The sequence below is a fragment of the Maribacter sp. BPC-D8 genome (assembly GCF_035207705.1).
Lineage (GTDB): Bacteria > Bacteroidota > Bacteroidia > Flavobacteriales > Flavobacteriaceae > Maribacter.
In genome coordinates, this window is sequence record NZ_CP128187.1 from 4265432 (window position 1) to 4291521 (window position 26090).

The 26090-nt window shown below is 35.2% G+C and carries 23 protein-coding genes; 9 read left to right on the top strand and 14 right to left on the bottom strand.

Annotated features, from left to right (window positions below; genetic code table 11):
• The 5 genes from QSV08_RS18755 to QSV08_RS18775 all read left to right on the top strand — a co-directional run bounded on the left by QSV08_RS18755 (position 1) and on the right by QSV08_RS18775 (position 5704).
• Positions 1-1374, top strand: a complete 1374-nt coding sequence (locus QSV08_RS18755; protein WP_324025229.1) for a tetratricopeptide repeat protein — start codon at positions 1-3, stop codon at positions 1372-1374.
• A gap of 5 nt (positions 1375-1379) precedes the next feature.
• Entirely contained in the window at positions 1380-1991 is a 612-nt protein-coding gene (gene lptC / locus QSV08_RS18760) for an LPS export ABC transporter periplasmic protein LptC (protein ID WP_324025230.1), read from the top strand.
• A complete protein-coding gene (locus QSV08_RS18765; RefSeq protein ID WP_299322438.1) occupies positions 1984-2190 on the top strand; it encodes a hypothetical protein in 207 nt (68 codons plus the stop codon). The genes lptC and QSV08_RS18765 overlap by 8 nt, the downstream gene beginning before the upstream one ends.
• Positions 2191-2249: 59 nt before the next feature.
• Positions 2250-3476 carry a hemolysin family protein gene (locus QSV08_RS18770; protein ID WP_416382032.1) on the top strand — a complete coding sequence of 409 codons (1227 nt, stop codon included), beginning with the start codon at positions 2250-2252 and terminating at the stop codon, positions 3474-3476.
• A gap of 110 nt (positions 3477-3586) precedes the next feature.
• A complete protein-coding gene (locus tag QSV08_RS18775; protein ID WP_324025232.1) occupies positions 3587-5704 on the top strand; it encodes a peptidylprolyl isomerase in 2118 nt (705 codons plus the stop codon).
• A gap of 57 nt (positions 5705-5761) precedes the next feature.
• On the opposite strand, the gene QSV08_RS18780 is transcribed toward QSV08_RS18775, so the two are convergent.
• Together QSV08_RS18780 and QSV08_RS18785 are read right to left on the bottom strand one after the other, a co-directional pair.
• Positions 5762-6670, bottom strand: a complete 909-nt coding sequence (locus tag QSV08_RS18780) for a GYDIA family GHMP kinase (protein WP_324025233.1) — start codon at positions 6668-6670, stop codon at positions 5762-5764.
• A 7-nt stretch (positions 6671-6677) separates the two neighbouring features.
• Positions 6678-7994 (bottom strand): hydroxymethylglutaryl-CoA reductase, degradative, encoded by a 1317-nt coding sequence (locus tag QSV08_RS18785; protein WP_324025234.1) that lies wholly within the window; start codon positions 7992-7994, stop codon positions 6678-6680.
• Positions 7995-8205: 211 nt separating this feature from the next.
• On the opposite strand from QSV08_RS18785, the gene QSV08_RS18790 reads away from it, so the two are divergent.
• The gene (locus tag QSV08_RS18790; RefSeq protein ID WP_324025235.1) at positions 8206-10371 is read left to right on the top strand and encodes a S9 family peptidase; all 2166 of its coding nucleotides are present in this window, start codon (positions 8206-8208) and stop codon (positions 10369-10371) included.
• Between the two features lie 16 nt (positions 10372-10387).
• Positions 10388-11920, top strand: a complete 1533-nt coding sequence (locus QSV08_RS18795) for a peptide MFS transporter (protein ID WP_324025236.1) — start codon at positions 10388-10390, stop codon at positions 11918-11920.
• A gap of 6 nt (positions 11921-11926) precedes the next feature.
• On the opposite strand, the gene QSV08_RS18800 is transcribed toward QSV08_RS18795, so the two are convergent.
• The 5 genes from QSV08_RS18800 to surE form a co-directional block, all read right to left on the bottom strand.
• A complete protein-coding gene (locus QSV08_RS18800) occupies positions 11927-13939 on the bottom strand; it encodes a ComEC/Rec2 family competence protein (RefSeq protein WP_324025237.1) in 2013 nt (670 codons plus the stop codon).
• Between the two features lies 1 nt (position 13940).
• The gene (locus QSV08_RS18805) at positions 13941-14504 is read right to left on the bottom strand and encodes a C40 family peptidase (protein ID WP_324025238.1); all 564 of its coding nucleotides are present in this window, start codon (positions 14502-14504) and stop codon (positions 13941-13943) included.
• Between the two features lie 68 nt (positions 14505-14572).
• A complete protein-coding gene (gene lpxB / locus QSV08_RS18810) occupies positions 14573-15694 on the bottom strand; it encodes a lipid-A-disaccharide synthase (RefSeq protein ID WP_324025239.1) in 1122 nt (373 codons plus the stop codon).
• Between the two features lies 1 nt (position 15695).
• Positions 15696-15980 (bottom strand): hypothetical protein, encoded by a 285-nt coding sequence (locus tag QSV08_RS18815; RefSeq protein WP_324025240.1) that lies wholly within the window; start codon positions 15978-15980, stop codon positions 15696-15698.
• A gap of 45 nt (positions 15981-16025) precedes the next feature.
• The gene (gene surE / locus QSV08_RS18820; protein ID WP_324025241.1) at positions 16026-16799 is read right to left on the bottom strand and encodes a 5'/3'-nucleotidase SurE; all 774 of its coding nucleotides are present in this window, start codon (positions 16797-16799) and stop codon (positions 16026-16028) included.
• Positions 16800-16990: 191 nt separating this feature from the next.
• Here surE and QSV08_RS18825 point away from each other — a divergent pair, with 191 nt between their 5' ends.
• Complete coding sequence (locus QSV08_RS18825) at positions 16991-19129, top strand: carboxy terminal-processing peptidase (RefSeq protein ID WP_324025242.1); 2139 nt, start codon at positions 16991-16993, stop codon at positions 19127-19129.
• A gap of 70 nt (positions 19130-19199) precedes the next feature.
• Here QSV08_RS18825 and QSV08_RS18830 read toward each other — a convergent pair whose 3' ends face one another.
• The 3 genes from QSV08_RS18830 to msrB all read right to left on the bottom strand — a co-directional run bounded on the left by QSV08_RS18830 (position 19200) and on the right by msrB (position 20730).
• Complete coding sequence (locus tag QSV08_RS18830; RefSeq protein ID WP_303600486.1) at positions 19200-19607, bottom strand: DoxX family protein; 408 nt, start codon at positions 19605-19607, stop codon at positions 19200-19202.
• Between the two features lie 129 nt (positions 19608-19736).
• Positions 19737-20279, bottom strand: coding sequence for a peptide-methionine (S)-S-oxide reductase MsrA (gene msrA, locus QSV08_RS18835; protein WP_324025243.1), 543 nt, complete (start codon positions 20277-20279; stop codon positions 19737-19739).
• Entirely contained in the window at positions 20272-20730 is a 459-nt protein-coding gene (gene msrB, locus QSV08_RS18840) for a peptide-methionine (R)-S-oxide reductase MsrB (RefSeq protein ID WP_324028393.1), read from the bottom strand. The genes msrA and msrB overlap by 8 nt, the downstream gene beginning before the upstream one ends.
• 89 nt (positions 20731-20819) lie before the next feature.
• On the opposite strand from msrB, the gene QSV08_RS18845 reads away from it, so the two are divergent.
• A complete protein-coding gene (locus tag QSV08_RS18845) occupies positions 20820-21632 on the top strand; it encodes a DNA/RNA non-specific endonuclease (RefSeq protein WP_324025244.1) in 813 nt (270 codons plus the stop codon).
• On the opposite strand, the gene rodA is transcribed toward QSV08_RS18845, so the two are convergent.
• The 4 genes from rodA to mreC are packed head-to-tail and all read right to left on the bottom strand — an operon-like array spanning position 21629 to position 26090.
• Positions 21629-22912, bottom strand: coding sequence for a rod shape-determining protein RodA (gene rodA, locus QSV08_RS18850; protein WP_324025245.1), 1284 nt, complete (start codon positions 22910-22912; stop codon positions 21629-21631). The genes QSV08_RS18845 and rodA overlap by 4 nt on opposite strands.
• Positions 22902-24770 carry a penicillin-binding protein 2 gene (gene mrdA, locus QSV08_RS18855; protein WP_324025246.1) on the bottom strand — a complete coding sequence of 623 codons (1869 nt, stop codon included), beginning with the start codon at positions 24768-24770 and terminating at the stop codon, positions 22902-22904. Before mrdA ends, rodA begins: the two co-directional genes overlap by 11 nt.
• A complete protein-coding gene (mreD, locus tag QSV08_RS18860) occupies positions 24767-25276 on the bottom strand; it encodes a rod shape-determining protein MreD (RefSeq protein ID WP_324025247.1) in 510 nt (169 codons plus the stop codon). Before mreD ends, mrdA begins: the two co-directional genes overlap by 4 nt.
• Positions 25269-26090 carry a rod shape-determining protein MreC gene (mreC, locus tag QSV08_RS18865; protein WP_324025248.1) on the bottom strand — a complete coding sequence of 274 codons (822 nt, stop codon included), beginning with the start codon at positions 26088-26090 and terminating at the stop codon, positions 25269-25271. Before mreC ends, mreD begins: the two co-directional genes overlap by 8 nt.

The following is a 26090-nucleotide window of genomic DNA, read 5'->3' on the forward strand; positions in this document are numbered from 1 at the left end:
ATGAAATCGAAACTTTACTTCACGGCAATAATGTTCCTAGGAATGATGGGAGTAAGTAATGCACAGGCACAAAACCCTGAATGTATGACTAACTTGTCTATCTTTTCTGAGCATGCGAAAGTTAAAAATTACGACGCGGCTTATGAGCCATGGAAAATGGTTTATGAAACTTGTCCTCAATTAAATAATGCTATCTATGTATATGGTGAACGTATACTGAAAGATAAGATGAAAAACGCCACAGGTGCTGATAAAGAGAAGTTTGCAAATGATCTTATGGGTCTTTATGACAATAAGTTAAAGCATTTTGCATCTAAAACTAGTCCAGGCGAAACTGAAGTTGACAAGGCTTTAGTAATGTATGATAATAAAATGGCTGACGATGCTAAAATGTACAGCATGTTAAGTGATGCCTTTACAAAGGATCAAGAAAACTTTAAAAGCCCTAAAGCATTATATATCTATTTCTCGAGTTTGGTAGATGAGCATAAGGCTGGTAGAAAAGATTTGCAAGAAGTATTTGATGTGTACGATGCTGTTACAGAGAAAATTGAATTAGAAAATGAAAGCCTTACTGGTAAAATTGCTAAACTTTTACCTAAAGAAGAAGCTGGTACATTAACTTCTAAAGAAAAATCTCGTTTAAAGTCTTACAATTCTTATTCTGAAGTTTACGGTAAAATCGCAGGAAGTATCGATTCTAAATTAGGTCCTTTAGCTGATTGTAGCAACTTAATTCCTCTTTACGAAAAGAGTTTTGAAGAGAAGCAGAACGATGTTGTTTGGGTAAAAAGAGCAGTTGGTCTTATGTTCAACAAAGAATGTACAGATGATCCAATGTTCCAGAAATTATTCGAAGCGCAATTGAGATTAGATCCATCTGCCGATGCTTATGTATATGGTGGTACTTTGAAGATGAAAAATGGAGACACTAAAGGTGCTCTTGCAGATTTCGATAAAGCATTGTCTTTAGAAACGAATAATGAGAAAAAATCTAAGATTGCTTACAAAGTAGCGGTTATTAATAAGAGAAAAGGTAGCAAGTCTACAGCTCGTAGCTACGCACAGAAAGCGATTGATGCTAACCCGTCTAACGGTCGTGCATATTTATTAATTGCTAACTTATATGCAACAAGTGCAAACGGTTGTGGTACTACTGCTTTCGAAAAAAGAGCAATGTATTGGAAAGCTGCAGATATGGCAAGAAAAGCAGGTAGAGTAGATCCATCATTAAGTGGTTCTTCAAGTCAAGCTGCAAACAGTTATAGTGCAAAAGCACCATCTAAAGAAATGATCTTTAGTTCAGGTATGGCTGGTAAAACTGTTACTTTCAACTGTTGGGTTGGTGGTAGCGTGAAAGTACCTTCTTTATAGAAAAAATGATACAGATTAAAAATTTTAAAAGCATTGCCGTGGTATGTACCATGGCAATGCTTTTTTTATCTTGTAAAGATGATTACAAGAGAGTTGGTGAAGAAGCGGTAAAGGAAGTTTTCCCCAGAAGTGTGGCACAAAACTTTGTGGCTACCTATACCGAATCTCCTGAAAAATTAGGGTCTGAAGATGAAGGTTCTTCTAAAGTTATGGCAGTACTATCGGGACCTATAAGAAACGATTTTGAGCAGCTGTCTTTTCCTTATCAAACCTTTCCAGAAGGCTTGTTAGTGGAGATTTTCAATGAGAAGAATGAAAAAACAACTATAGAAGCAGATTTTGGAGTGTTGTACTCTAAGACTTCTATCGTAGATTTGCGTGGTAATGTGCTTATAAAAAGTGATGATGGTAAGAAATTAGCAACATCTCAATTGTATTATGATCGCGGTAATGAATGGGCATTTACACAAGAGAAATTTACATTTACCAATCCTGATGATGGAACGGTGATGGATGGTGAAGGAATGGATATTCAGAAAGACCTTAAGTTTTTAAATGCGCATAAAACCTATGGTCTTATGTTGATTAAAGAAGATAAAGAACAAGAGAATGATTAATATTTTAAGGTATACAGAGTACTTATATGTTATAGTAGCTGGTTTTTCAATTTTTAGAATTTTTACAGATTGGAATACAGATAGAAGTATGGCTTATTTTTTCATATTTTTTGCCATAGTATCTATAGGTATGTTCTTGTTCAGAAGAAACTACAGAAAAAAATTCGAACAACGTAAACGGGATAATCAAAACAAATAGTGGGTACAGCCGGTATTATCATTATACTTTCCTTGATTTTTTCAGCATTTTTCTCAGGAATGGAAATTGCCTTTATTTCTGCGAACAAAATCCATATTGAAATAGAGAAAAAACAAGAGGGCTTTTTGGCTAGGGTATTAACTAGATTAACCAAAAAACCATCTAAGTTTATTGCAACCATGCTTATTGGAAACAATATAGCCCTGGTTATTTATGGTCTTTTCATGGGCGATGTGCTTATGAACTGGTTTGCAGGTATTGCGCCAGATAATGCTTTTTTAAAGTTGTTGCTAACAGATTTTAGTCTGTTGACCCAAACATTGATTTCTACCTTCGTTATTTTAATAACAGCAGAGTTTTTGCCAAAGGTGCTCTTTCAGATTTATGCAAATAACCTGTTGAAGTTATTGGCGATACCAGCATTTTTATTTTACATATTATTCTCGTTCATATCAGATTTTATTATTTGGATTTCTGATTTGATATTGAAACATGTGTTTGGAACATCGGGCGATGAAGTGCAGCTTGCCTTTAGTAAGTTAGAGTTGGGTGATTATATTACCGAACAGATGGAAACTATAGAGGAAGAAGATGAGGTAGATACCGAAATACAAATATTTCAGAATGCATTAGAATTTGCGGCTGTAAAAGCGCGAGAAGTTATGGTTCCAAGAACTGAGATTGTAGCTGTAGAAATGTATGAGAGTCCGAAAAATTTGGCGAAAATATTTACAGAAACAGGCTACTCCAAAATATTAGTATTTAATGATACGGTAGATAATGTAATTGGTTATGTGCATTCTTATGAGTTATTCAAGAAGCCAAAGACTATCAAAAGCATTTTATTACCTGTAGAGTTTGTACCAGAAACAATGCTAATTCAAGATATACTAAACGTATTGATTAAAAAACGTAAAAGTATAGCGGTAGTCTTAGATGAATATGGTGGCACATCGGGTCTTGTGACAGTGGAGGATATTGTTGAAGAGCTATTTGGAGAGATAGAAGATGAGCATGATACAACAGATTTAAGGGAAGAAGTGGTTGATGAACGTCACTTTTTGTTCTCTGCAAGATTAGAAGTTGATGATATTAATGAAAATCATAAATTAAATCTTCCGGTATCAGATGAATATGAGACCTTAGGTGGTCTTTTGGTACATACCCTAGGGGAAATTCCAGATAAAGAAGTAGAGCTTACCATAGCGTCTTATAAGTTTACTGTACTAGAAGTTTCTAACACCAAAATCGATTTGATTTCGATAGAAGTTTTGGAAGAGGAATAACAGTGCATCAATCAATAAATTAGGAGTCTTTTTAGTTTTTATTATTTCAATTAAAAATGGTAGTTTTGCCTCCCAATAACCACAAACGATTATTTTAAACGTTAATTAGAATGGCAGTATTAGAAAATATTAGGAAACGTACAACAGTGTTGATCTTGATAATAGGTTTAGCACTTTTTGCATTTGTTATTTCTGGGGTTTTTACCAGTAGCAATTTTGGAGGAGAAAAAGTAGGCTCATCAGTAGCTGAAATTAATGGAGAAGATATTTCTATTGATGAATTCAGAAGAGAAGTTGAAGTAGCTTCAAATAGAGTTGGTCCAACAGCATCATCTATGCAGGTTGTAAACCAAGTTTGGGAGAACAAAGTTAGAAAGACAATTTTAGGTGAGCAATTTGAAGATTTAGGTATTGGTATTGAGCAAGATCAAATTGTTGATTTTCTTAGAACTACCGGTTATGCACAGAATCCTCAGTTTCAAGACCAGAACGGTCAGTTCGATGCAAACATGTTTAGACAAACTGTAGCTGATTGGAAAGTAAACAACCCTGCTCAATACGAAGCTTGGCTGCAAACAGAAGATGAAATTATTGAATTGGCAAAAGAGCAGACTTATTTTAATATGGTAAGAGCTGGTGTTGGTGCTACTTTGAAAGAAGGTGAGTTAGATTATAAGTTGGCTAACGAAAAAATGGACATTAAGTACGTAAGAGTACCTTATACTTCAATTGCCGATAGCACTATTTCGGTTACTAAAAGTGAAATTGCTGATTACGTTAGTAAGCATAAAGAGGAATATAAGCAAGATCCTGCTAGAGATTTACAATATGTATATTTTCAAGAAAAACCATCTGAAGCTGATCAAGCTGCTATTAAAGAAGAGATTACTAAACTTTTAGATGATACTGTTGAATACAATTCTCAAACAGATCGTAACGATACTATTAAAGGTTTTAGAAATACAAAAGATGTTACTGCATTTTTAGATAGATATTCAGACACTAAGTTTGATACTATCTTTAAAGCTAAGAAGAATTTACCTTCAAGTGTTGCTGATACATTGATGAGTTTAAATGTTGGTCAAATCTACGGTCCTTATAAAGATGGAAATTCGTATAAGATTTCTAAAATGATCGCTAGAAAGCCAAATGGTTCTGTAAAAGCTAGTCATATTCTATTGGCTTACACAGGTGCAACTAGAGCTAACCCTGCTGTAACTAGAACAAAAGAAGAAGCGGAAGCTAAAGCAAAAGAATTATTAAGAGAGGCTAAGAAATCTGGAGTAGTATTTTCAGAATTGGCAAGAGACAACTCTGACGGACCATCTGCACCAAACGGTGGAGATTTAGGATACTTCCAAAAAGGAGTTATGGTTCCTAAATTCAATGACTTTGCATTCAACAATAATGAAGGGTCAATTGGTTTGGTTGAAACTGATTTCGGTTTTCACGTTATTAAAATAGATGACAAAGAAGATGTAGTTCAAGTTGCTACAATCTCAAGAGAAATAGTTGCATCAGAAGAAACAATAAACACATTGTTTACAAGTGCTACGAAATTTGAAATGGAAACTACAGATGATGAAAGTGCATTTTCAACATTGGCTAAGAAAGATGAATATGTAGTTCGTCCGGTAAATAAGATTAAAGCTTTAGATGAAAATCTTCCTGGCTTAACAAATCAAAGAAACATTGTTCAGTGGGCTTTTAATGGCGATACTAAAGTTGGCGACGTAAAGAGATTCAACATTAACAACGGTTATGCTGTTGTTCAGTTAACAGGTAGTTATGCTGCAGGTGTAATGAGTGCTGAAGATGCTTCTGTGCTTGTTTTACCAATTATAAGAAAAGAACGTAAGGCAGCTCAAATAATAGCGGCTAACAAGGGTAAAGATATGAGTGCTATTGCATCTGATAATGGTGTAAGCATTTCAAATGGTTCTGCGTTAACAGTGAAGTCTCCAACAATACCTGGCGCTGGTAGTGAGCCAGTTGTAGTAGGTACTGCTTACGGAATGGCTGCTGGTGCAACTTCAGGATTGATTCAAGGGAACACGGGTGTTTTCAAAATTGAAATCGTGAAGAAGACAGAAGCTCCTAAATTAGATAACTATAGTGTATATGCTAATACGCTTAAAACAGGAGCTGCTAGCCGTGTGAACACTGCAGTATACAATGCGTTGAAAGACGGTTCTGAAATAGAAGATAAAAGAGCTACTTTTTACTAGTAGATACTTTAAGATTTATATATAAAAAAAAGGGCATCCAATTTGGATGCCCTTTTTTTATAGTATCATTTTTGAGTAGGGGAGAATAGTATTGTAACCTTTTTTCTTGAAGTATTGCATATCATCTTCAGTGCCTGTGGCAAGCACAAAATCGCCACCCCAAGCTCCCAAGCTTTTAATAGTTCTGGAATAATCAGAAAAAAGAGTTGCTTTAATAGTAAGTGTTTGAAGTGTTTCTGATAAAATAGCTTCGTGTTGGTTTAATAAACCTTCAAACTCAGCTATGGCAGTACACTTTTTAATGTTTTCAGTTATAGCATCAATCTTGGTAATAAGAGCTTCTTTATTAATGTCTAAACTACGGTAGCTATTAATGGCGTCTCTACTATTCTTTTTCTGGTTTAGGTAAACAAAAAATAACTCATCCTTAAAATCGGGATTAAAAACTACCTTGTTTATTTTGGGTTCAAAACCATTTCTTTGGTAGGTAATTGCGGTATTATGTGTGGCACATGCAATATCATAACCACTGCCGCCAAATGTAGCTTCTAGCAATTCATACGGATTAACGTTTGCCCAGGTAGCCATATTTGCAATCAATGTAGAAGAAGTGCCTAAGCCCCAATTTTTAGGGAAGGTAATTTTGGCTTCAATTACACTATATACTGAAATACGTGATAAGAACTCAGAATTTAACTTTTGCGTTTCATTCAATATCTGTTGTAATCGATCTGAAACAGTTTCGTCAGTTGTATTAATAGTTTTAAAATCTGACTTAGAAAATTCAGCATAAAACCAGGTGTCGTCATTCTCGTCAACACTAAACCAGTGAATGGTTTCAGAATTTTTATTTCTAAGTTTTAATGATTGTCCGAAAGATGTAGGTAAGGCTAAACCTTTTGCACCATCAAGAATGGCATATTCACCTGTGAGCAATAATTTTCCATTACTATAAAATTCTTTCATAGATACCTTACTTTCTTATGTTACTTAGTTGAATTTCTACACCATGGTGTGTAACGGGGTTGGTTTTAAAATACTCGATCAACGTAGCTTTTTCGTTTTCATTTGCACCTAATTGGTTTAAAATATTCAGCAGGTGCATTTTCATATGTCCTTTTTGAATTCCGGTGGTAACCAAAGAACTTACTGCGGCAAAGTTCTGTGCTAGTCCCGCTACCGCTACAATTTGCATGAGTTCTTCGGCAGATGGTCGTTGAAGTATCTCCATATTCAACTTCACTAACGGATGCAGGTTTGTGAGTCCGCCAACGGTACCTAATGCTAATGGTAGTTCAATCCAGAATCTAAAAATTCCGTTTTCAATTTCGGCATGTGTTAAGCTGCTGTATTGACCATTTCTACAAGCATATGCATGTACGCCGGCTTCTACGGCTCTAAAGTCATTTCCTGTAGCTAGAACAACGGCATCAATGCCGTTCATGATTCCTTTATTATGTGTAACCGCGCGATATGGTTCTACTTTAGCGATTTTAATCGCCTGTATTATTTTTTCTGCGGTATGTTGAGGCGTTAATTCGGCTGTTAGTTTTAAATCTTCAACAGGGCAGCTTACTTCAGCGCGAACGGTACAATTGGGTACGTAGTTAGATAGTATGCTCATTACTACTTCAACATCTTTTTCTAGGGCTGAGAAGTCAGTATAATTTGCAGCTTCCTTTTTCAATGTAGCTGCAAATTGCTCTAAGCAGCTATTTATGAAATTAGCGCCCATGGCGTCTTTCGTTTGAAAAGTAGCATGTAGTTGAAAGTAATTTTCTAGTTCGCTGGTTTTATCCTTGAGAACAATATCAGAAATACCACCGCCTCTTTTTTCCATGCTAGTGGTTAAAGAAGTGCTTTCTGCAAGTAAAATAGGTTTCAAGTAGGTGAAAAAGGAGTTCAGCTTTGTCGCTTCGCCTTTAAAAATAAAATGTACCTGACCTACTTTTTCAGTGCCTATGATCTCAGCCTTAAATCCACCTTTGTTTAGCCAAAATTTTGCTGCTTTACTAGCAGCTGCAATAACCGAACTTTCTTCAATAGCCATGGGTATGGCATAAAGCGTTTCGTTAATTAAAAAATTAGGGGCAATGCCTAAGGGCATATAAAGATTGGTAAGTGTATTTTCAATAAACTCATCGTGCAATTGCTGAATACTAGAATTTTCATTCCAATAGGTTTGCAATATTTTCTTTGATTGTGTTGCATTTTGGGTGTAATTAGTGGTGACCCAATCTATTTTTTCTTCTTTCGTAAGCTTGGAGAAACCGCTTATTGGCTTGGTCATTTAGGTATAACTTTCAACTAATATTCAATGTTGTGTAAACGTCTAGATTTAGAAAAATACTACACATTTTTACGGTTGTAAAGATAAGCATATTGGCAAGAATCTATTTTCTTAGGGCAAAGCGTTAAAAGCGCTTTCTTTTTCACCTTAAAGCGTGTTTTTTTGAGGAAATAGTGGTAAACTTGAGAGATTTAACAAAATTCAAATTTTTATGCGAAAAACACACTTATTTGCGTTGATTTTACTTTCGTTCACCGCAATTACTTGGGCACAGGAAAAACAGATTGAAGTTGCTGAAATATATCAAGGCGCTTTTAGAACAGAAGGGATGGATGCCCTTAGGTCTATGAAGAATGGCACCCAGTATACGGTTCTTAATTCGAATAGGTTCAGCCAGATTACTACGGTTGATAAATACGATTACAAAACATTAGAAAAAGTAGGTACAGTAGTTTCTTCTGCAGATTTAGCAGATATTCCTTCATTTTCATCTTATGACTTCAGTTCAGATGAAAAAAAGATTTTATTATCTACAGAAGTAGAGCCTATTTTTAGACACTCTACATTAGGTATTTTTTATGTGTACGATATAGCTACAAAAAAGGTAGTGAAGGTAAGTGCTGACAAAATACAAGAACCATTATTATCTCCGAATGGTAGTCAGGTTGCCTATGTAAAGAATAATAATATCTACATTTTTAATTTGGGTTCGGGTGAAACCAAGCAGATTACTGCTGACGGAGTAACAAATAAGATTATCAATGGTGTTACCGATTGGGTATATGAAGAGGAGTTTGCATTCGTTCGTGCTTTCGAATGGAATACCGATGGTTCTAAAATAGCTTTTTTACGTTTTGATGAAACAAATGTTCCAGAGTTTTCTATGGATGTTTATGGAACAGGACTATATCAACAACCCCATGTATTTAAATATCCAAAAGCAGGCGAGAACAATTCTATAGTTACGTTGCATCTTTTAGATGTTGCAAGTGGATCGATTTCTGCAGTAAATACCAATAATGCATATTACATTCCGCGTATTAAATGGATGAACCATAAAGATATGTTGAGTGTTCAAACCTTGAACAGACATCAAGATCATTTAACCATGTATACGGTAAATGCAAAAAAAGGAGATGTATCGGTTTTATTGGAGGAGAAAGATGATGCGTATGTTGAAATCACCGACAACCTAACATTTTTAGAAGACGATAGCTTTATCTGGACAAGCGAAAAAGATGGCTATAACCATATTTACCTTTATGGAGAAGATGGTAGTTTAATGAACCAGATTACAAAAGGCGATTGGGAAGTAACCAAATACTACGGTTACGACCAAAACGAAGATAAAATTTACTATCAATCAACTGAAAATGGTTCTATAAACCGTGGCGTTTATAATATTAGCAGCGGTGGTGATGATAAAAAAGGTTTAGCAGTAACTAAAGGAACGAACAACGCATCTTTTAGTGCAGATTTTACATATTTCATCAATACATTCTCAAGTGCAGAAATGCCTCAGGTATATACCTTACATCAAGCCATTAATGGTAAGAAGGTAAAAGATATAAAAGACAATAGTCAATTATTGAAGAGGTTAGAAGGTTATGCTGTGAGTCCGAAAGAGTTCTCTACAATTTCTATTAATGGTAATGATCTTAATATGTACATGATCAAGCCAAAAGATTTTGATCCTTCAAAAAAGTATCCTTTATTCATGTATCAATATAGTGGTCCTGGTTCGCAAAATGTGAGCAATAGTTGGATGGGTGCTAATGATTACTGGCACCAAATGTTAGTAGCTGAAGGGTATATTGTAGCTTGTGTAGATGGTCGTGGAACCGGATTTAAAGGAAGGGATTTCAAAAAAGTTACTCAAAAAGAATTAGGAAAATACGAGGTAGAAGACCAAATTGCTGCAGCCAAAAAATTAAGTGAGTTGCCGTATATAGATGAAGAAAGAACCGGTATATGGGGTTGGAGCTATGGTGGCTTTATGTCAACCAATTGTATTTTAAAAGGAAATGATACTTTTGAAATGGCAATTGCTGTTGCGCCGGTTACATCATGGGCTTTTTACGACACCATTTATACGGAACGCTACATGCAAACTCCGCAAGAAAACCCAAGTGGTTATGATGACAACTCACCATTTAATTATCCGCAAATGTTAGAAGGTGATTATTTGTTGATACATGGTACAGGTGATGATAATGTACATGTACAAAACTCAATGCGAATGATCGAAGCTTTAATACAGGCAGATAAGCAATTCGATTGGGGAATTTATCCAGACAAAAATCATGGAATTTACGGTGGAAACACAAGAATTCACCTTTTCAATAAGATGACCAATTTTATAAAAGAAAAACTTTAATCAAACTAACAACAATATGACTGAAAGTACTGAATTTTCAGACCAAAAGCAGATTTTTGGACACCCGCAGGGTTTATTTTACTTATTCTTTGCAGAGTTATGGGAGCGTTTTAGCTTCTACGGTATGCGAGCGTTATTGACGCTTTACATGATCGATGTAATCTTCAAGGCCTTGGCAGAAAGAGATTATGCAACAGCAGCTGTTTACTCATCCTACGGATCATTAGTTTATGCCTCTACAGTTATCGGAGGAAAATTATCGGATAAGATTTTAGGAATGCGTAATTCTATTTTCTTAGGCGGTATTTTAATGTCTATAGGTCACTTTGTTTTGGCAGTAGAAGACGACATGGCTTTCTTTTTTGCCCTATCGTTAATCATTGTAGGTAACGGATTCTTTAAGCCAAATATCTCAACGTTCGTAGGTACGTTGTATGAGAAAGGTGATCCTAAAAAAGATTCTGGTTTTACCATTTTCTATATGGGTATTAATATTGGTGGTTGGGTAGCTCCACTTTTGTGTGGTTGGCTAGCGGCTACCTATGGCTGGCACTATGGTTTTGGCTTGGCAGGTATTGGTATGTTGACCGGTCTAATTGTTTTTTGGAGAGGTATACAAGCGAATGTATTTGGTGATAGAGGGTTGCCCCCAAATGAGCATGTATTAGAGAAAAAAGTACTTGGTATTAAACAGGGTATTCTTGTACCTGTACTAGCGGTACTTTCAGCACCATTAATAGCACTATTGTTGGCATCTTATAAAGCGGTTGCTACAGATGGTATGTTTGCTGATCAGAACATTGTAAATATTATCTTCACTGGTATTGGTATTGCGGTATTGGCTTACCTAGCCTATGAAATGTACAAGGCAAATGTTAAGGAAAGAAAAGAGCTGTTTGTAGCTGTTTTACTTACATTTTTCATGACTATATTCTGGGGTTTCCATGAATTGTCTGGTAGTGTAATTACTTTGTTTGCAGCTAGAAATATTGATTTAGAAGGCATCATGTCTGCTGCGCAAACAAATTCATTGAACTCGATGTTCATTATTATATTGGCTATTCCGATTTCAATGATGTGGACTTGGTTAAGCAAGAAAAAATGGAATCCTAGAACTCCTTATAAATTCGGATTAGGATTGCTTTTTGCAGGTATTAGTTTTTATGTACTAGCATTAAGTGGTGGTAGTGCCAACGAAAGCGGATTTGTTCCCTTTACATACCTTTTGTTAATGTATTTCTTATTGTCGGTTGGTGAGCTATTTATGTCACCAGTAGGTCTATCTAAAATGACCGATTTAGCACCGATGAGATTGATCGCCTTTATTATGGGTGTTTGGTTTTTATCATCCGCTTTTGCATTTCAGATAGTAGGTTTTATAGGTAAACAATTAGCTATCGAAAGTACAGATGGCGAGGTAAGCGGATTTGCAACTTTAACTGTGTATACAGATGGTTTTATGCTTATTGCAAAATATGCTTTAGGTGCAGGTGTTATCGTTCTTTTAGCATCACCGTTAATTAAAAAGTTAATGGGTAAAGTACATTAATTTATACTACTCAAAATAATAAGTTCCCTTTTCGCCAGTATAGTGAAAAGGGATTTTGTTTTTTAAACAAGTAGCTTCCCAACGGTCAATATAACTTTTGTAGTTGCTACCATCTGCGATAATCACTTTTGGGTTGATGCTATCAAGCAATCTGTCTAGGTTGATTTTCGGTGATTGCGTCAATAAGATTTTAAAGGATGTTGACTTCGGATAAATTCCTGTGCTATCAATAATCAAAAGTAATTCATCTTCAAAAGCATAGCTGTTTTTTAAAGAATCATATTGAACGGAATCTATGCGTTCAGCAGTTTTATAATCTGAAATCAAATAATCTGGAGTGTTATTAGGATTTGTTAGGATGGATAAATCACCTCCGTTTCTGTTAAGAACGATGCTCTTTCTCGTTTGATGAAGCACTAATACTTCCGACTTGTTATGAGCTTCATATTCCTGATAGATTGTCCAGCCTTGAAAACATAGAATGCTTAATAAAAAGAAAACTATTCGTTTGTAGTTGAATTTTGTGCAAAGTTCAATTCCCATTACCAGAACCAAAACACTTAATAATAACTGAATAAAATCGAAAGAGATAGCACTGAAAATAAAACTTTCTTGTTTTGCCACCCAAGCTATTAAGCTATTCATTAAACTGATGATTTCATTGTAAAACCAGACTAATGGATTGGGGAGCCAATTTAATAGTGATAATGCTATCACTAAAATACCCATACCAAGAATCAATCCTAAAGCAGGTACAATCACTAAATTTGAAATAAAGAACAATCCCGGAAACTGATGAAAATAGAATAGACTAATTGGTAGAACTCCTAATTGTGCGGCTATACTAACACATAACAGTTGCCAAAAGTAACGGACCACTTTATTCTTCGGAAACCATAATTGTTTGAGCAAGGGAAAAATCCAAAGTATAGCAAAAACAGCCGCATAGCTCATTTGAAATCCGACTTGAAATAGCAAATTCGGATTAATGAATAGTAGAATAAATAAAATGGAAATCGCAAGTATATTAAACGTATTGCTAGGTCGGTTCAAATACAAGGCATACGCCACGAAAGTAAACATCGTAGTTGCTCGAATAATACTAGCAGACAACCCTGCAATAAAGGCAAACATCCATAAAAAGAGAACCGAAAGAATTAAAATAAGAGTTCGCCCATTAGGTATGTTTTTCAGCGGACTCAATAAAAATTGAATAACTAAGAGTAGAATACCAATGTGTAGTCCAGATACTGCTAAAATATGCACAGCACCAGCTTTCTGGTAGTTGGTATACGTTTCTTCTGATATATCTGAACGCTGCCCAAGTAATAGGGCCTGTATGACTCCTAATTCATCTGCTCCGAAATTTTCTTTATCAAGTTTTTTAATAATATGATTTCGAGCGCTGGCAGCGATACCGAGAAGGGTTGTTTGCGAATTTTTGATTTTAACTAGTCCATCATGCTCGATTCGTATACTATGGTATACACCTAAATTCTTCAGATATTTTTTATAATTAAATTGATGCGGATTTAGAGGAGGAGAAATAGCTTTAGCTTCGGCATAAGTCACAAATTCATCATCAATAGCTAAGTTTAAATTTGTTGAATCTTTGGGTATAGTTATAAGAATAGTACCACTTACATGCTCATTGCCGATATTTTTTACAGAGGCAAAATAGCGGGTCGAAAACTGATTGGGTTTTAGAACCTCTTTGATTTTTAGCGTCCATAATTCGTTCTTGGTACTTTGGTGATTACTGTAATGACTGTTGAGATTTATGGGTTGTGCAGCAGTATAACTGTAGATGCCTAATGATACAAATGTTAGCGCGGCAATTGTTCCAAATAAAACCGATTTTGTATTCTTCTCAAAAAAGAAAATTACAGCAAGTAGTAGAAAAAGAAAAACGGTAAAGAGAAGCGTATATATTAAATTAAAGGAAAAAAAGTAACCTATTAAGATTCCAGCAATGAGTAAAAGCGTTAATCTGATAGGAATAAACGCTAAGAGCTTCATGCTATAATATTCTTGTAGCCTTTACGAATGCTTGGTTCCAGAATCCGTCTCGTAAAGATGAGACGGTAACACCACGAGATGTTGATGCGTGTATAAATGTAATTTCGTTATTGTCTGTACCTACAACCATACCTACATGGTTAATACGTTTAGAACCTCTTGAAGTCTTAAAAAATAGCAAGTCGCCCTTCTCAACATTTTTAACCGTAACACGATGACCTTCTTCTGCCATGTGAATAGAAGTTCTAGGCAGTTGCACATCATGTTCACCAAAAGAAATATATAGTAGACCAGAGCAATCCATTCCTTTTTTGGTGGTGCCACCAAACTTATAGCGTGTTCCAGAAAATGAAAGGGCTGTATTAATAATCTCGTCGGCCTTTGTGTGCGTTGAAGAAGTTATTACTCTTCGTTCTTCTGTTCTTGTAGGTTGGGCAACGTTACCTGTTCTGGCATTATTTGCTGCAGCAACAGATATTTTACGCTCCTTGTCAGAAGTGCTCGTCTTTTTGACTCCGCAACTGGCTAAAAAGCAAATGATAAAAAAGTATGGTAATATGCGCATAAAATAGAGTGTACCCTGTAGTACGTGTAACTTCAAAATTATATAATTATTTTTTAAAATTAATAAAGCTATGAAACTTTAGCATTTGCAATGATAAGCGAAGCAGCTTCGGCGCTAGCTCCAGAACCACCCAATTTCGCAATTAACTCATCATATTCAGCCAGTTGTTTACTTCTAGCTTCCCCATCTAAAATTAAGGTCAGTTCCTTTTTTAGGTTCTGTTTGGTGAAATCATCTTGTATTAATTCTTTAACTACTTCCTTTTTCATGATAAGGTTGACCAAAGAAATATATTCTAAAGTGATAATACGTTTAGCAATTTGGTAAGAAATCCAGTTTGCTTTGTAGCATACCACCTGTGGCACTTTGAATAATGCAGTTTCTAAAGTAGCTGTGCCACTGGTAACTAAGGCAGCGGTTGATATAGATAGTAAATCGTAAGTTTTATTTTGAATGAACTTTACATTCGCATTGCTAAGAAAAGCAGCGTAAAATTCTTTGTCTAAACTTGGTGCGCCTGCAATAACAAATTCATATTCAGCAAAGTCGTTGGTCAAAGAAAGCATCAAAGACAGCATCTTTTGAACTTCTTGTTTGCGACTGCCAGGTAGCAAGGCTATAATTGGTTTGATCGGATCTATGCCATTATCTGACCTAAATTGAGTTTCGTTTAATTCAGGTCTATTATCAATGGCATCTAATAACGGATGCCCCACGAAATTAACTGGGTAATTGTGTTTCTTTTCGTAAAATTCTTTCTCAAAAGGGAGAATCACATACATGTGATCCACCGTAGCTTTTATTTTCTCGATCCTACCTTCTCTAGAAGCCCATATTTGCGGTGAAATATAATAATTGGTTTGGAAATTATTTTCTTTTGCCCATTTGGCAATACGTAAATTAAATCCGGAATAATCAATGAAAATTATAGCATCAGGATTAAAGGCTGCAATGTCTTGCTTACAGAATTTTATATTTTTAAAAATGGAGTTTAGGTTGAGAAGGACTTCGATGAATCCCATAAAAGCCAATTCTTTGTAGTGCTTGGCTAGAGTTCCGCCAGCTTGTTGCATTAAATCTCCACCCCAACATCTAATGTCGGCATTCGGGTCTTGTTTCTTCAGTGCCTTAATTAAATTAGAGCCATGAAGATCACCAGAAGCTTCGCCTGCAATTATGTAGTACTTCATTTTAAAATACTTTGTAGTAAAGAATCAAGAATGCGGTTAATATGGTAGCAATCAAAACCCCTTTTGCTCTATTGTCTCTCTTGATTCTTAGAAATCCGAAAAAAGCAACTAGGTTTAGAATAGCGCCCAATGCCAAAAGGCTACCAACATGTTCTTGGTTTACGGCAGCTTCAAAAGTTTCGGTAATGCTTAAATCTGAAAATACAAGAATGTATAGTAATGTGCCAAGAGCGTTTGCTATGATGCCTACTATAAACCCTATTAGAATTTCTTTTTTAGTATTCATTTAAAATAGTTGTGCGTAATAATTAAATCTTTAAACTGTGTTTTACTAAAGCTCCCAAGTATTCAATTCTTGAATTACGTGATGGGCAGTTAAATCGAATTGGACAGGCACAACAGAAATATAACCATTTGCCAATGCCCATTCGTCGGTATCTTCGCCTTTGTCAAGTAGTTCAAATTCACCGGTAAGCCAATAGTAATCTTTGCCCATCGGATTGGTGCGCTTATCGAATTTTTCTTTCCAATTTGCTTTTGCCTGTCTACAAACTTTAATACCTTTTATTTCCTCTTTTTTAAGCTTAGGTATATTTACGTTTAACACGGTATCTTTCGGTATACCGTTCGCTAAAGCTTGGGTAACAATACTATGAATAAAATCATGAGCTTGCTCAAAATCAGCATTCCAACTGTAGTCACATAAAGAAAAACCAATGGCGGGAATTCCTTCGATACCCGCTTCTACCGCAGCACTCATAGTGCCTGAATAAATAACATTTATTGAAGAGTTAGAGCCATGATTAATGCCGCTAACACAAATGTCAGGTCTTTTTGGTAGTATTTCTTGAAGTGCTAATTTTACACAATCTGCAGGTGTACCGCTGCAGCTATATTCGTCAATACCATCTTGGTCTAGATCGATTTTCATTTTTTTAGAAAAAAGGGCAGTATCTAAGGTAATTGCATGACCCATACCAGATTGCGGACTGTCAGGTGCTACGACAACTACATCGCCTATTTTTTTCATTATGGTAATCAACATGCGTAAACCAGGCGCAGTAATTCCGTCATCATTCGTTATTAAAATCAGTGGTTTTTCCATATCGTATACTTTCTGTAGTAAAAATACGTTTTTAAATATGATAAGCCCGAAATGCCGTTTAACAAAAAATTAGTTCTAAGCACATTTAATTGGCATGGTTTTTTCTTTACCTTAGGGGTTTAAGTAGCTTTTTATGTTGCTTACAACCCTCAAATTCGGAGATATTGAAAAGGAAAGTAAAAGATAATTTTATGAAAAGAAATTTAGCCTACGTACTATTGTTGATGCTCGCAGCTGTAGCGTCATGCAGTTTTACAAATAAGACTTTTGAAAATGACGATAAGGACAAATTGTTGTTAGATTTAATAACCTATGTGTTAGAAAAAGGACATTATGAACCAAAAGCGCTTGACGATGATTTTTCGGTACATGTGTTTGAAGATTTTATTGATGTAATCGATCCGACCAAAAGATACTTTATTGCATCTGATATCGCAGAATTCGAAAAGTACAAGTATCAGATAGATGATGAAATCAAAAATACAGACATCACATTTTTCAATGTAGTATATGAAAGATTGATGGAGCGTATGGGCGATGCAAAAGGAATTTATAAAGAAGTCTTAGAAACTCCTTTTGATTATTCTGAGAATGAAAGCATCAGCATTAAGTATGATGAAGAGCCTTTTGCTGCAGATAGAAAAGAGCTTAAAGAACGTTGGAGAAAGCAATTGAAATATGCGACTTTAGGTACGTATGATTCTAAAATTTCTCATATGGAGAATGAGGAAATCGAAAGTACAGATGAGCATGATCATACTGCGCATTCGCCAAAAGAGGCAGAAGAGGAGTCAAGAAAATCTACAGAAACTACTTTAGATGAGTTCTTTGATTTTGTAAATGATTTAGAACGTAAAGATTGGTTTGTACAATACATCAATACTATTGTTGATGAATTTGATCCACATACATTTTACTTCGCTCCAGAAGAGAAAGAGAAGTTTGATACGAGTATGTCAGGTAAGTTCGAAGGTATTGGAGCAAGACTTCAGAAAAAGGCTGAAGGTGCAAAAATCGTAGAAATTATTTCTGGTGGACCAGTATGGAGAGATGCACGATTAGAAGTTGGTGATGAAATTATAAAAGTTGGTCAGAATGGAGAAGAGCCTATTAATATTGTAGGTATGCGTTTAGACGATGCCATTAAATTGATCAAAGGTGCCCAAGGTACTATTGTAGATTTAACTGTTAAAAAGGTCGATGGTTCTTTAGATGTTGTTTCCTTAACGAGAGACGTTGTTGAATTAGAAGAGTCTTATGCAAAATCAGCGAACATTATTAAAGGAGAAGAGAAATTCGGAATTATTAATCTTCCAAAATTCTATGTTGATTTTAATGATTACAGCGAAAGAAATGCAGCTACAGATGTTGCTAAAGAAGTAGATCGTTTAAAAGAAGAAGGCATGGAAGGTCTTATTCTAGATTTACGTGACAATGGTGGTGGATCTTTAAAGACTGTTGTTGAAATGGCAGGTCTTTTCATTAAAGATGGTCCTATTGTGCAAGTGCAATCTAAAGATAAAGGTAAAGATGTGTATGATGATAAAGATGAAAGAATTCAGTGGGATGGTCCGTTGGTAATTCTTGTAAACGAATTATCTGCATCTGCATCTGAAATTTTAGCTGCTGCAATGCAAGATTATAAAAGAGCTATTGTAATTGGTAGTAAGCAAACATTTGGTAAAGGAACGGTACAGAACGTTATACCGTTGAACAATATGTTACGTAGTAATGAGCACGGCGATTTAGGTGCGATTAAAATTACGACTCAGAAATTCTATAGAATTAACGGTGGTTCTACTCAGTTAGAAGGTGTTAAGAGTGATATTGTTGTACCAGACAGATATAGCTATATTGATTTAGGAGAAAGAGATCAATCAAATCCGTTAGGATGGGATAAAATCACACCTGCTGATTATAAACCTTGGGATGGTTATATCAATTATGAAAAAACTATAGCCGATAGTGAAAAGAGAATGTCAACTAGTCAGCAAATTAAGTTGATAGAAGAAAATGCAAAGTGGTTAAAAGCTGAGCAAGATGAGACAGAAATTTCTTTAAATTTTGATACCTATAAGGAAGAAAAAAATAAGGATAAAGAACAATCGAACTACTTTAAAAAGTTAACCGATTACGATTCTAAACTTACATTTAAGTCTTTAGGCTATGAAGAGCAATTGTTTACTAAAGATTCTGTTCTACGTGAAAAGCGTAACAGATGGCATAAAAATTTAGCAAAAGATGTTTATGTTGAAGAAGCTGTAAACGTATTAGAAGATTTAAAAATGAATAACATTAAGCAAGGTAAACTAGCTAGTGTTAAGAACTAGAGTTCTTATTTTATAAAAAAGTAAAGCCGCTATATAACTTATATAGCGGCTTTTTTTATGTGCTAATTTTCTAAATGAATTTAGCGTGCTCAGGTTTCCCGAAATCAGCTAACTCATTATTTGTGTTACGTATTTTTTTACTTTGAATGTATGTTACAAATAGCAGTACAATACATACTACCGCAGATGCTCCATTACCATCTTTAATGGCTAAATGTGCCAAAGCACCTAATGTATAGTTCATAAAGAAACCAGCATATACCCATTCTAAAGCCCAATGAGATTTGTTGAAAAGAATTAAGATAAGACCTAAAGATTGAAATACGCCAAGAACATGAATTAGATAAACCGGATAGCCAAGTTTTGTAAATGTTTCTGCAACCATCTCATAGTTTAAGAATGAATTGATGATTGAGCCTATAACAGCGATGGCGAAAAGCCCCAATGCGATGTAATAAAAAGATTTTTGAGAATTCATAATAAGTAGGTTTTAAAGTTATGATGTCTCAAAAATAAGTTCACCTATAAAAAGTTTTAAGTTTTTATAGGTGAACAGAAAATTGCTATAGTTGAATAGAATGTCTCTTAAGATAAACCGAACTACATGCTATGATAAAAGCTTGTCGGCATGTAACTGTCTAAGTTTTGCCAACTTCGGGTTGATAACCACCTGGCAATAGCCTTGCTCAGAATTGTTCTTGTAGTAATCTTGATGATCCTCTTCTGCGTCATAGAAAATACCTAAAGGACTTAATTCAGTTACAATAGGTTCTTCATAGACCGCTTGCATCTCGTTCAATACAATTTTTGCTTTTTTCTCTTGTTCGTCATTGTGAAAATAAATAACAGAACGATATTGAGTTCCAGCATCGGCACCCTGTCTGTTTAGAGAGGTAGGGTCGTGAGTTGTCATGAAAATAATCAGAATATCTTCATAAGAAATGATAGCGGGGTCAAAAGTAACTTGAACTACTTCTGCATGACCTGTTAATCCAGAACAGATTTCTCTGTATGTTGGTCTTCCAGGTGCTTTTCCGCCTGTATATCCAGAAACTACTTTATGTATACCTTTTACCTCTTGAAATACCGCTTCGGTACACCAAAAGCAACCACCACCAACTGTGGCGATTTCTAGATTCGTATTAGCCATTAGCTTCCTCCTTTTCTAATTGCATAGATTCAGAATTAATGCAGTAGCGTAATCCGCTAGGTTCTGGTCCGTCTGGGAATATATGTCCCAAATGGGCATCGCACGTATTGCACATCACTTCTACCCGTATCATACCAAAGGTTGTATCCTTATGGTATTTTATAGCATTCTCTTTAATGGGTTGTGTAAAGCTAGGCCACCCGGTACCAGATTCAAATTTAATAGTAGAATCAAATAATGGTGTGCCACAACATACACATTCATACTTACCAGCTTCGTGAGCAGTACAAAGCGCACCAGAATGCGGAGCTTCAGTACCTTTTTTTCGAGTAACTCTAAACTGTTCAGGTGTCAAAATCTCTTTCCACTCCTGTTCTGTTTTTTCAACTCTTCTGTCAGGTTCAGGGTTACCATTCACTGAAAAATGAATTACATCTTTCCAAGTTAACATCATAATTTTCCTTTCGTTTAGACTTTGTTTACTAGCTTTATTGGTCGGTAATTTACCATATATCTTACAAAATTAGGTAATTTTGGCGTATGGCATACCGCAAAAAAAATGGATCTCTTTATAGTATTTTAATTCTTGTTTGTATTGTAGGTTTTTGGCTGTTTGAAAACTTTTATACGCCCGCAACATATTCTGAAAATGAAGAGGGTGTTATCACAAATGAGTTTCCGAAAGAATTACTGCCGTCATCAACAACAGGTGAAATTGTAAATCATGAGTATTTTACCTTGTCATACAATGAACCTTATGAACAAGCCGAATGGGTGGCGTATACACTTAGTAAAAGTCATTTGACCTATGATGATAGAAAGCGCCCTTATTTTATAGAAGATCCATTTGTCTCTTCTAAATCTGCAGATTGGCGAAACTATAAGGGGTCGGGTTATGACCGTGGACATTTATTACCTGCTGGTGATCGCAGATTCTCGCTACAAGCATACAATGAAACTTTTTATACGAGTAATATAAGTCCGCAAGACAGAGAGTTCAATGCTGGTATTTGGAACGACTTAGAGCAGCAAACAAGACGCTGGGCAAAACAGTACGGAACTTTATATGTGTTTACTGGCGGAGTGTTAGAAAGTGGATTAGAAGAGATCGGAGAAGAAGATGTAGATGTGCCTGATACTTTCTATAAGATCATTGCCCGTAAAAAAGGAGATAAGATTTATACCCTTTCTTTTTTAATGCCAAATAAACCTCAATTTACTTCTTTACGCAATTTTGTTGTGTCTGTTGATGATATAGAAAAAGCAACAGGAATCGATTTTTTTGCCAAACTAACAGAAAAGCAGCAAAGTGCTTTTGAAGCAAGTAAAAATACTACTGGGTGGAAGTTTTAGAAACTCTCTTTCAATCTATTCGTATCCAACTTTAAGAAAATAAATAGTAGAATAGTAAAGAATAAGAGTCCGGATCCACCATAACTAAAAAAGGGTAGTGGAATACCAATAGTAGGTAAAATACCAATTACCATACCTATGTTAATGAAATAATGGATGAGTAGAATAGATATAACGCCATAGCCATACATTCTGGCAAAGGCATTTTTCTGTCGTTCGGCTAAAGAGATTAGCCTTAGAAATAATACGGTAAATAGAATAATTACGGTTGCAGTACCTAAAAACCCCCATTCTTCACCAACGGTACTAAAAATATAATCGGTGTGCTGTTCAGGTACAAAATCTCCTTTTGTACGGGTGCCTTCTAGAAATCCTTTTCCGAAGAATCCGCCAGATTCGATTGCTTTTTCAGATTGATAGGTATTGTATCCTATAGATTTTCTAATCTGCTCTAGTTTTTTCGGGTCTTTTTCTAATCGTAACCATATGCCAAATCGATCTCTGTGGCGTTGCTCAAAGACATTATTGAAAACGAAATTTACCGAAAGCGAGAATAGAATTACAGCTACACTAATAAGACTAAGTGGAATCACCGGAATTTTTAATGTTTTACGCTTTAAGGCATATAAAAGTATGATCATTAAAACAAGGCCAATAATAAGCCAAACAGTACCAAACATTAAAGTAATAACAAAAATGAGAATAAAACTTAATAGAATAACTAAATAGTATAGAGGTAAACCTTCTCTGAAAATTACAAAAATCATTGCAAAGAAAACTAGTGCACTACCAGGATCTGGTTGTGGTATAATTAAAATAGCTGGTATAAGTATAATTAGAAGTGCATAGAACTGATCTTTTCTACGTTTAATATCTGTTTGTATATCGCTGAGATATTTAGCGAGCGCCAGTGCAGTAGCTACTTTTGCAAGTTCAGAAGGTTGTAAGTTGAAAAAACCAAGGTCGTACCAAGATGTTGCACCGGCAATCGTTTTACCGAAAACAAACAGCCCCAGTAGCGAGACCATAGAAATGAGGTATAGTAAACTAGAAAAACGTTCATAGAAATTTACTTCTAAGGCAAGTACCACAACTACAGTAACTAAACTAACGCCTATAAAAAATAACTGTTTTCCGTAAAGTGTACTGAAGTCAAATATGGAGCTATGCTCGTCTGTAAATGTACTAGAGTAAATATTGATCCAGCCAATAAAAACAAGTGCAAAATAGATAAATACACTCAACCAGTCTATTCTTTTTAAGATGCTTCTACCAGACACGCTCGTTTATTTTAAACTCCTCCCCACTGTAGGGTTTCGCGTATTCTGCTTCTAGTGTTTTTTCTAGCATTCTCTTTTCAAGGGTCTTTAAGGTGATTTCACCTTTAAGGTATTTTTCGATCATTAATGTGGCGATATGACCAGCATATCTAGATCCAAAATATCCATTTTCAATATAAACCGCTATTGCAATTTTAGGATTATCGACGGGTGCGAACGCTATGAAAACCGAGTGATCGGTCAATTGTGTACGTACACCATCTATTTTAGTGAAATTCTCGGCAGTACCTGTTTTACCTGCAACTGCGATACCTGGTATTTGCAACCATCTAGCTGTACCACTTACATACACATCTGCCATACCTTGTACTACTGGTTCAAAATATTTAGGATCTATTGTGGTGTGTTTGGCTTCGGTAAATTTTGGTTCGGTGATATCCTTTCCTTCTATTTTCTTTAAAATATGAGGAGTGAAATAGTGACCTCTATTAGCAATAGCAGCTGTCATATTTGCCAACTGAACAGGTGTCGCTAAAATTTCACCTTGCCCAATAGCATTAGAGATGATATAAGAAGAACTCCATCTATTATCGCCATACCATTTATCGTAATATTCTTTGTTCGGTATACGTCCTTTTTGTCCGAATGGTAAATCATAACCCAAATAATCACCTAGACCAAAGCTTTTCATGTGTTTTTCCCACACATCCATGCCTTCATCCGTAGTTTCGAACTTTTCGTATATTTTTCTGAATGCTCCTGCGAAATAAGCATTACATGATTGCGATATGCCTTTATTCAAACTTCGTAAACCACCACCACAGTGACAACCTCTTTTTTTCTTGCCTACGTAAAACCCGTGGTAACATTGTATGGTCGTATTTTCATCTAGAACACCTTCTTGTAAAGCTATTAAAGCATTTAGCGTCTTAAATGGCGATCCTGGAGGTTGTTGTGCATGGATTGAGCGATCCCAAGTAGGGTTCGCTATCGTATCATTATATAGTTTCGTATAATTTTTAGAACGTTCTCTACCAACTAAAAGAGCAGGGTCATAGGTTGGTCCAGAAATCATAGAAAGAATTTCGCCAGTTGCCGGTTCAATTGCAACAATTCCACCTCGCTTACCATTCATCAACAACTCGCCATATTCTTGTAGCGCTTTGTCAATGGTAATGCTTATTTGTTTTCCTTGTTCAGGTAGCGTATCTATAGTTCCATTTTTATACGGACCGATATCTCTATTGAATCTATCTTTCTGAATGTATTGTACACCTTTTCTACCTCTTAATAAATCTTCGTAGTAACGTTCGACTCCCGTTCTACCTTTCAGTTCACCTTGAACATAATATTTGTTGACTGCTAAATCCCCTTCGTTAACTTCGCTAATATAGCCTAAGACATTTGCAGCACTAGGAGTGTCGTAATAACGTAAAGATCTTTTTTGAATATAGAAGCCTTTATACTTACGCATTTTCTCTTGCAGCTTTGCGTAATCTTGTTTAGAAAGTTGTGGCACCAATACAGAAGGTAGTCTTGGTGAATATACTCTGGCTCTTCTTAGTTTTTCAATGAATTTCTCTTTGTCAATTCCTAATAGCCCGCAAAACTCAAGGGTGTCTAAAGGTTGAACTTCTCTAGGGATAACCATTACATCATAAGCAGGATCATTCCCTACTAAAAGATAACCGTTACGATCATAAATGTAGCCTCTTTCAGGATAATCGTATATCGCTTTAATTGCTGGATCTTCTAAAACTTGCTCTGCAGAAAAACTAAAAATTTGCAAATAGGATAGCCTTCCCAAAAAGGTAATTGCGATGACAACTATAATTAATGATAAAAGAATTTTTCTCATTCTTTTTTACTGCTGAATAATGTACTGAACAACATGCCTAAAATCAATGTGGAAATACTAACAATTACCGTTTTTTGTAAAATTAACAAGCTGTTTGAAAAGCTGAAAATTTCTAAGGTGAAGTATACCAAGTGATGTATTATAATCAATAACGCTAAAAACGTGAATTGTTGTGCCTTTGTACTGTTGTTTAACTTAAAACTTTGAAATTCATAATTGACACCAAAGATAAAACGCATAATGGTTGGTCGAAGATAAGCTATGGTAACGGTAGCTGCTGCGTTTATGGCAAGTGTGTCAGAAAAAATATCTACGCATAATCCTAAGAAAAAACATAGTATTATAAAGGTAGTTCTATTTTGTTTGATAGGATACCAATACAGGAAAAGAATATAGATTAGCGGATTTATATAGCCAAAGAAATTCAGCTTATTGAATACTAGCACTTGCAGTAGTACCAATAAAATAAATCGGAGCACAATTAAAAATGAAGTACTATTAATCATTGGCTTCTGTTTCTGCTTCTAATTCTAAAACCTCTTTACGGTTCAAATTTCTAATGATATAAATATTGTCAATATTTGTCATATCATTGAAAAGTTCTACATCTATAAAATAGAAACTTTTTGAGTTATCTAAATCAAATCTTTTAATCGTACCAATAGGAATGTTTTCTGGGAAGATGCTACTCATGGCTCCTGTAACAATGGTGTCACCAATGGTAAGTGGTACCAGTCTTGGAATGTCGATTAATTGAACAACATTATAATCTGTGGTATTCTCCCAAACTAAAGATCCAAAGTGATTAGAGTTTTTGATTTTTGCATTTATGTTCGATTTGTCACTTAAAATACTCTGTACGGTAGAAAATTTATCTGATGTATTTTCAACGATACCTAAAATACCCTTGTCTGTAATAACACCCATATCTTGTACGATACTATCATTTTTACCTTTGTTGATAGTGATGTAGTTACGCTGGTCGGCATAACTGTTGTTGATGACACGACCTCTTACTACTTCATAGTCTACAGAAGTAGAATCTATTAGTGAAGGTGAAAGAACTACATTGTTAAAGAGCTTATCTCTAAGTCTTTTATTTTCTTCAACAAGCTTGTTGTTTTCTTCCCTTAAGCCAAAATATGAAGTTACATTATCTGAAAAAGTATAGATACTTCCTGAAATATAGTTAGAGGAATTTAAAAATTTAGATTGATGGTACGAATGCGATTGAAACGTAAAAATGCATGAAATCAATAACAGAAAAAGGTAAAGTAAGAATATCTTATACCTAATTAGAAAATTTATGATCTGTTGCAT

What these genes read in the sequence shown, in the direction of transcription:
- QSV08_RS18755 (WP_324025229.1), top strand. Translation starts at nt 1, where the DNA reads ATGAAATCGAAACTTTACTTCACGGCAATAATGTTCCTAGGAATGATG.
- lptC (WP_324025230.1), top strand. Translation starts at nt 1,380, where the DNA reads ATGATACAGATTAAAAATTTTAAAAGCATTGCCGTGGTATGTACCATG.
- QSV08_RS18765 (WP_299322438.1), top strand. Translation starts at nt 1,984, where the DNA reads ATGATTAATATTTTAAGGTATACAGAGTACTTATATGTTATAGTAGCT.
- QSV08_RS18770 (WP_416382032.1), top strand. Translation starts at nt 2,250, where the DNA reads ATGGAAATTGCCTTTATTTCTGCGAACAAAATCCATATTGAAATAGAG.
- QSV08_RS18775 (WP_324025232.1), top strand. Translation starts at nt 3,587, where the DNA reads ATGGCAGTATTAGAAAATATTAGGAAACGTACAACAGTGTTGATCTTG.
- QSV08_RS18780 (WP_324025233.1), bottom strand. Translation starts at nt 6,670, where the DNA reads ATGAAAGAATTTTATAGTAATGGAAAATTATTGCTCACAGGTGAATAT.
- QSV08_RS18785 (WP_324025234.1), bottom strand. Translation starts at nt 7,994, where the DNA reads ATGACCAAGCCAATAAGCGGTTTCTCCAAGCTTACGAAAGAAGAAAAA.
- QSV08_RS18790 (WP_324025235.1), top strand. Translation starts at nt 8,206, where the DNA reads ATGCGAAAAACACACTTATTTGCGTTGATTTTACTTTCGTTCACCGCA.
- QSV08_RS18795 (WP_324025236.1), top strand. Translation starts at nt 10,388, where the DNA reads ATGACTGAAAGTACTGAATTTTCAGACCAAAAGCAGATTTTTGGACAC.
- QSV08_RS18800 (WP_324025237.1), bottom strand. Translation starts at nt 13,939, where the DNA reads ATGAAGCTCTTAGCGTTTATTCCTATCAGATTAACGCTTTTACTCATT.
- QSV08_RS18805 (WP_324025238.1), bottom strand. Translation starts at nt 14,504, where the DNA reads ATGCGCATATTACCATACTTTTTTATCATTTGCTTTTTAGCCAGTTGC.
- lpxB (WP_324025239.1), bottom strand. Translation starts at nt 15,694, where the DNA reads ATGAAGTACTACATAATTGCAGGCGAAGCTTCTGGTGATCTTCATGGC.
- QSV08_RS18815 (WP_324025240.1), bottom strand. Translation starts at nt 15,980, where the DNA reads ATGAATACTAAAAAAGAAATTCTAATAGGGTTTATAGTAGGCATCATA.
- surE (WP_324025241.1), bottom strand. Translation starts at nt 16,799, where the DNA reads ATGGAAAAACCACTGATTTTAATAACGAATGATGACGGAATTACTGCG.
- QSV08_RS18825 (WP_324025242.1), top strand. Translation starts at nt 16,991, where the DNA reads ATGAAAAGAAATTTAGCCTACGTACTATTGTTGATGCTCGCAGCTGTA.
- QSV08_RS18830 (WP_303600486.1), bottom strand. Translation starts at nt 19,607, where the DNA reads ATGAATTCTCAAAAATCTTTTTATTACATCGCATTGGGGCTTTTCGCC.
- msrA (WP_324025243.1), bottom strand. Translation starts at nt 20,279, where the DNA reads ATGGCTAATACGAATCTAGAAATCGCCACAGTTGGTGGTGGTTGCTTT.
- msrB (WP_324028393.1), bottom strand. Translation starts at nt 20,730, where the DNA reads ATGTTAACTTGGAAAGATGTAATTCATTTTTCAGTGAATGGTAACCCT.
- QSV08_RS18845 (WP_324025244.1), top strand. Translation starts at nt 20,820, where the DNA reads ATGGCATACCGCAAAAAAAATGGATCTCTTTATAGTATTTTAATTCTT.
- mrdA (WP_324025246.1), bottom strand. Translation starts at nt 24,770, where the DNA reads ATGAGAAAAATTCTTTTATCATTAATTATAGTTGTCATCGCAATTACC.
- mreD (WP_324025247.1), bottom strand. Translation starts at nt 25,276, where the DNA reads ATGATTAATAGTACTTCATTTTTAATTGTGCTCCGATTTATTTTATTG.
- mreC (WP_324025248.1), bottom strand. Translation starts at nt 26,090, where the DNA reads ATGCAACAGATCATAAATTTTCTAATTAGGTATAAGATATTCTTACTT.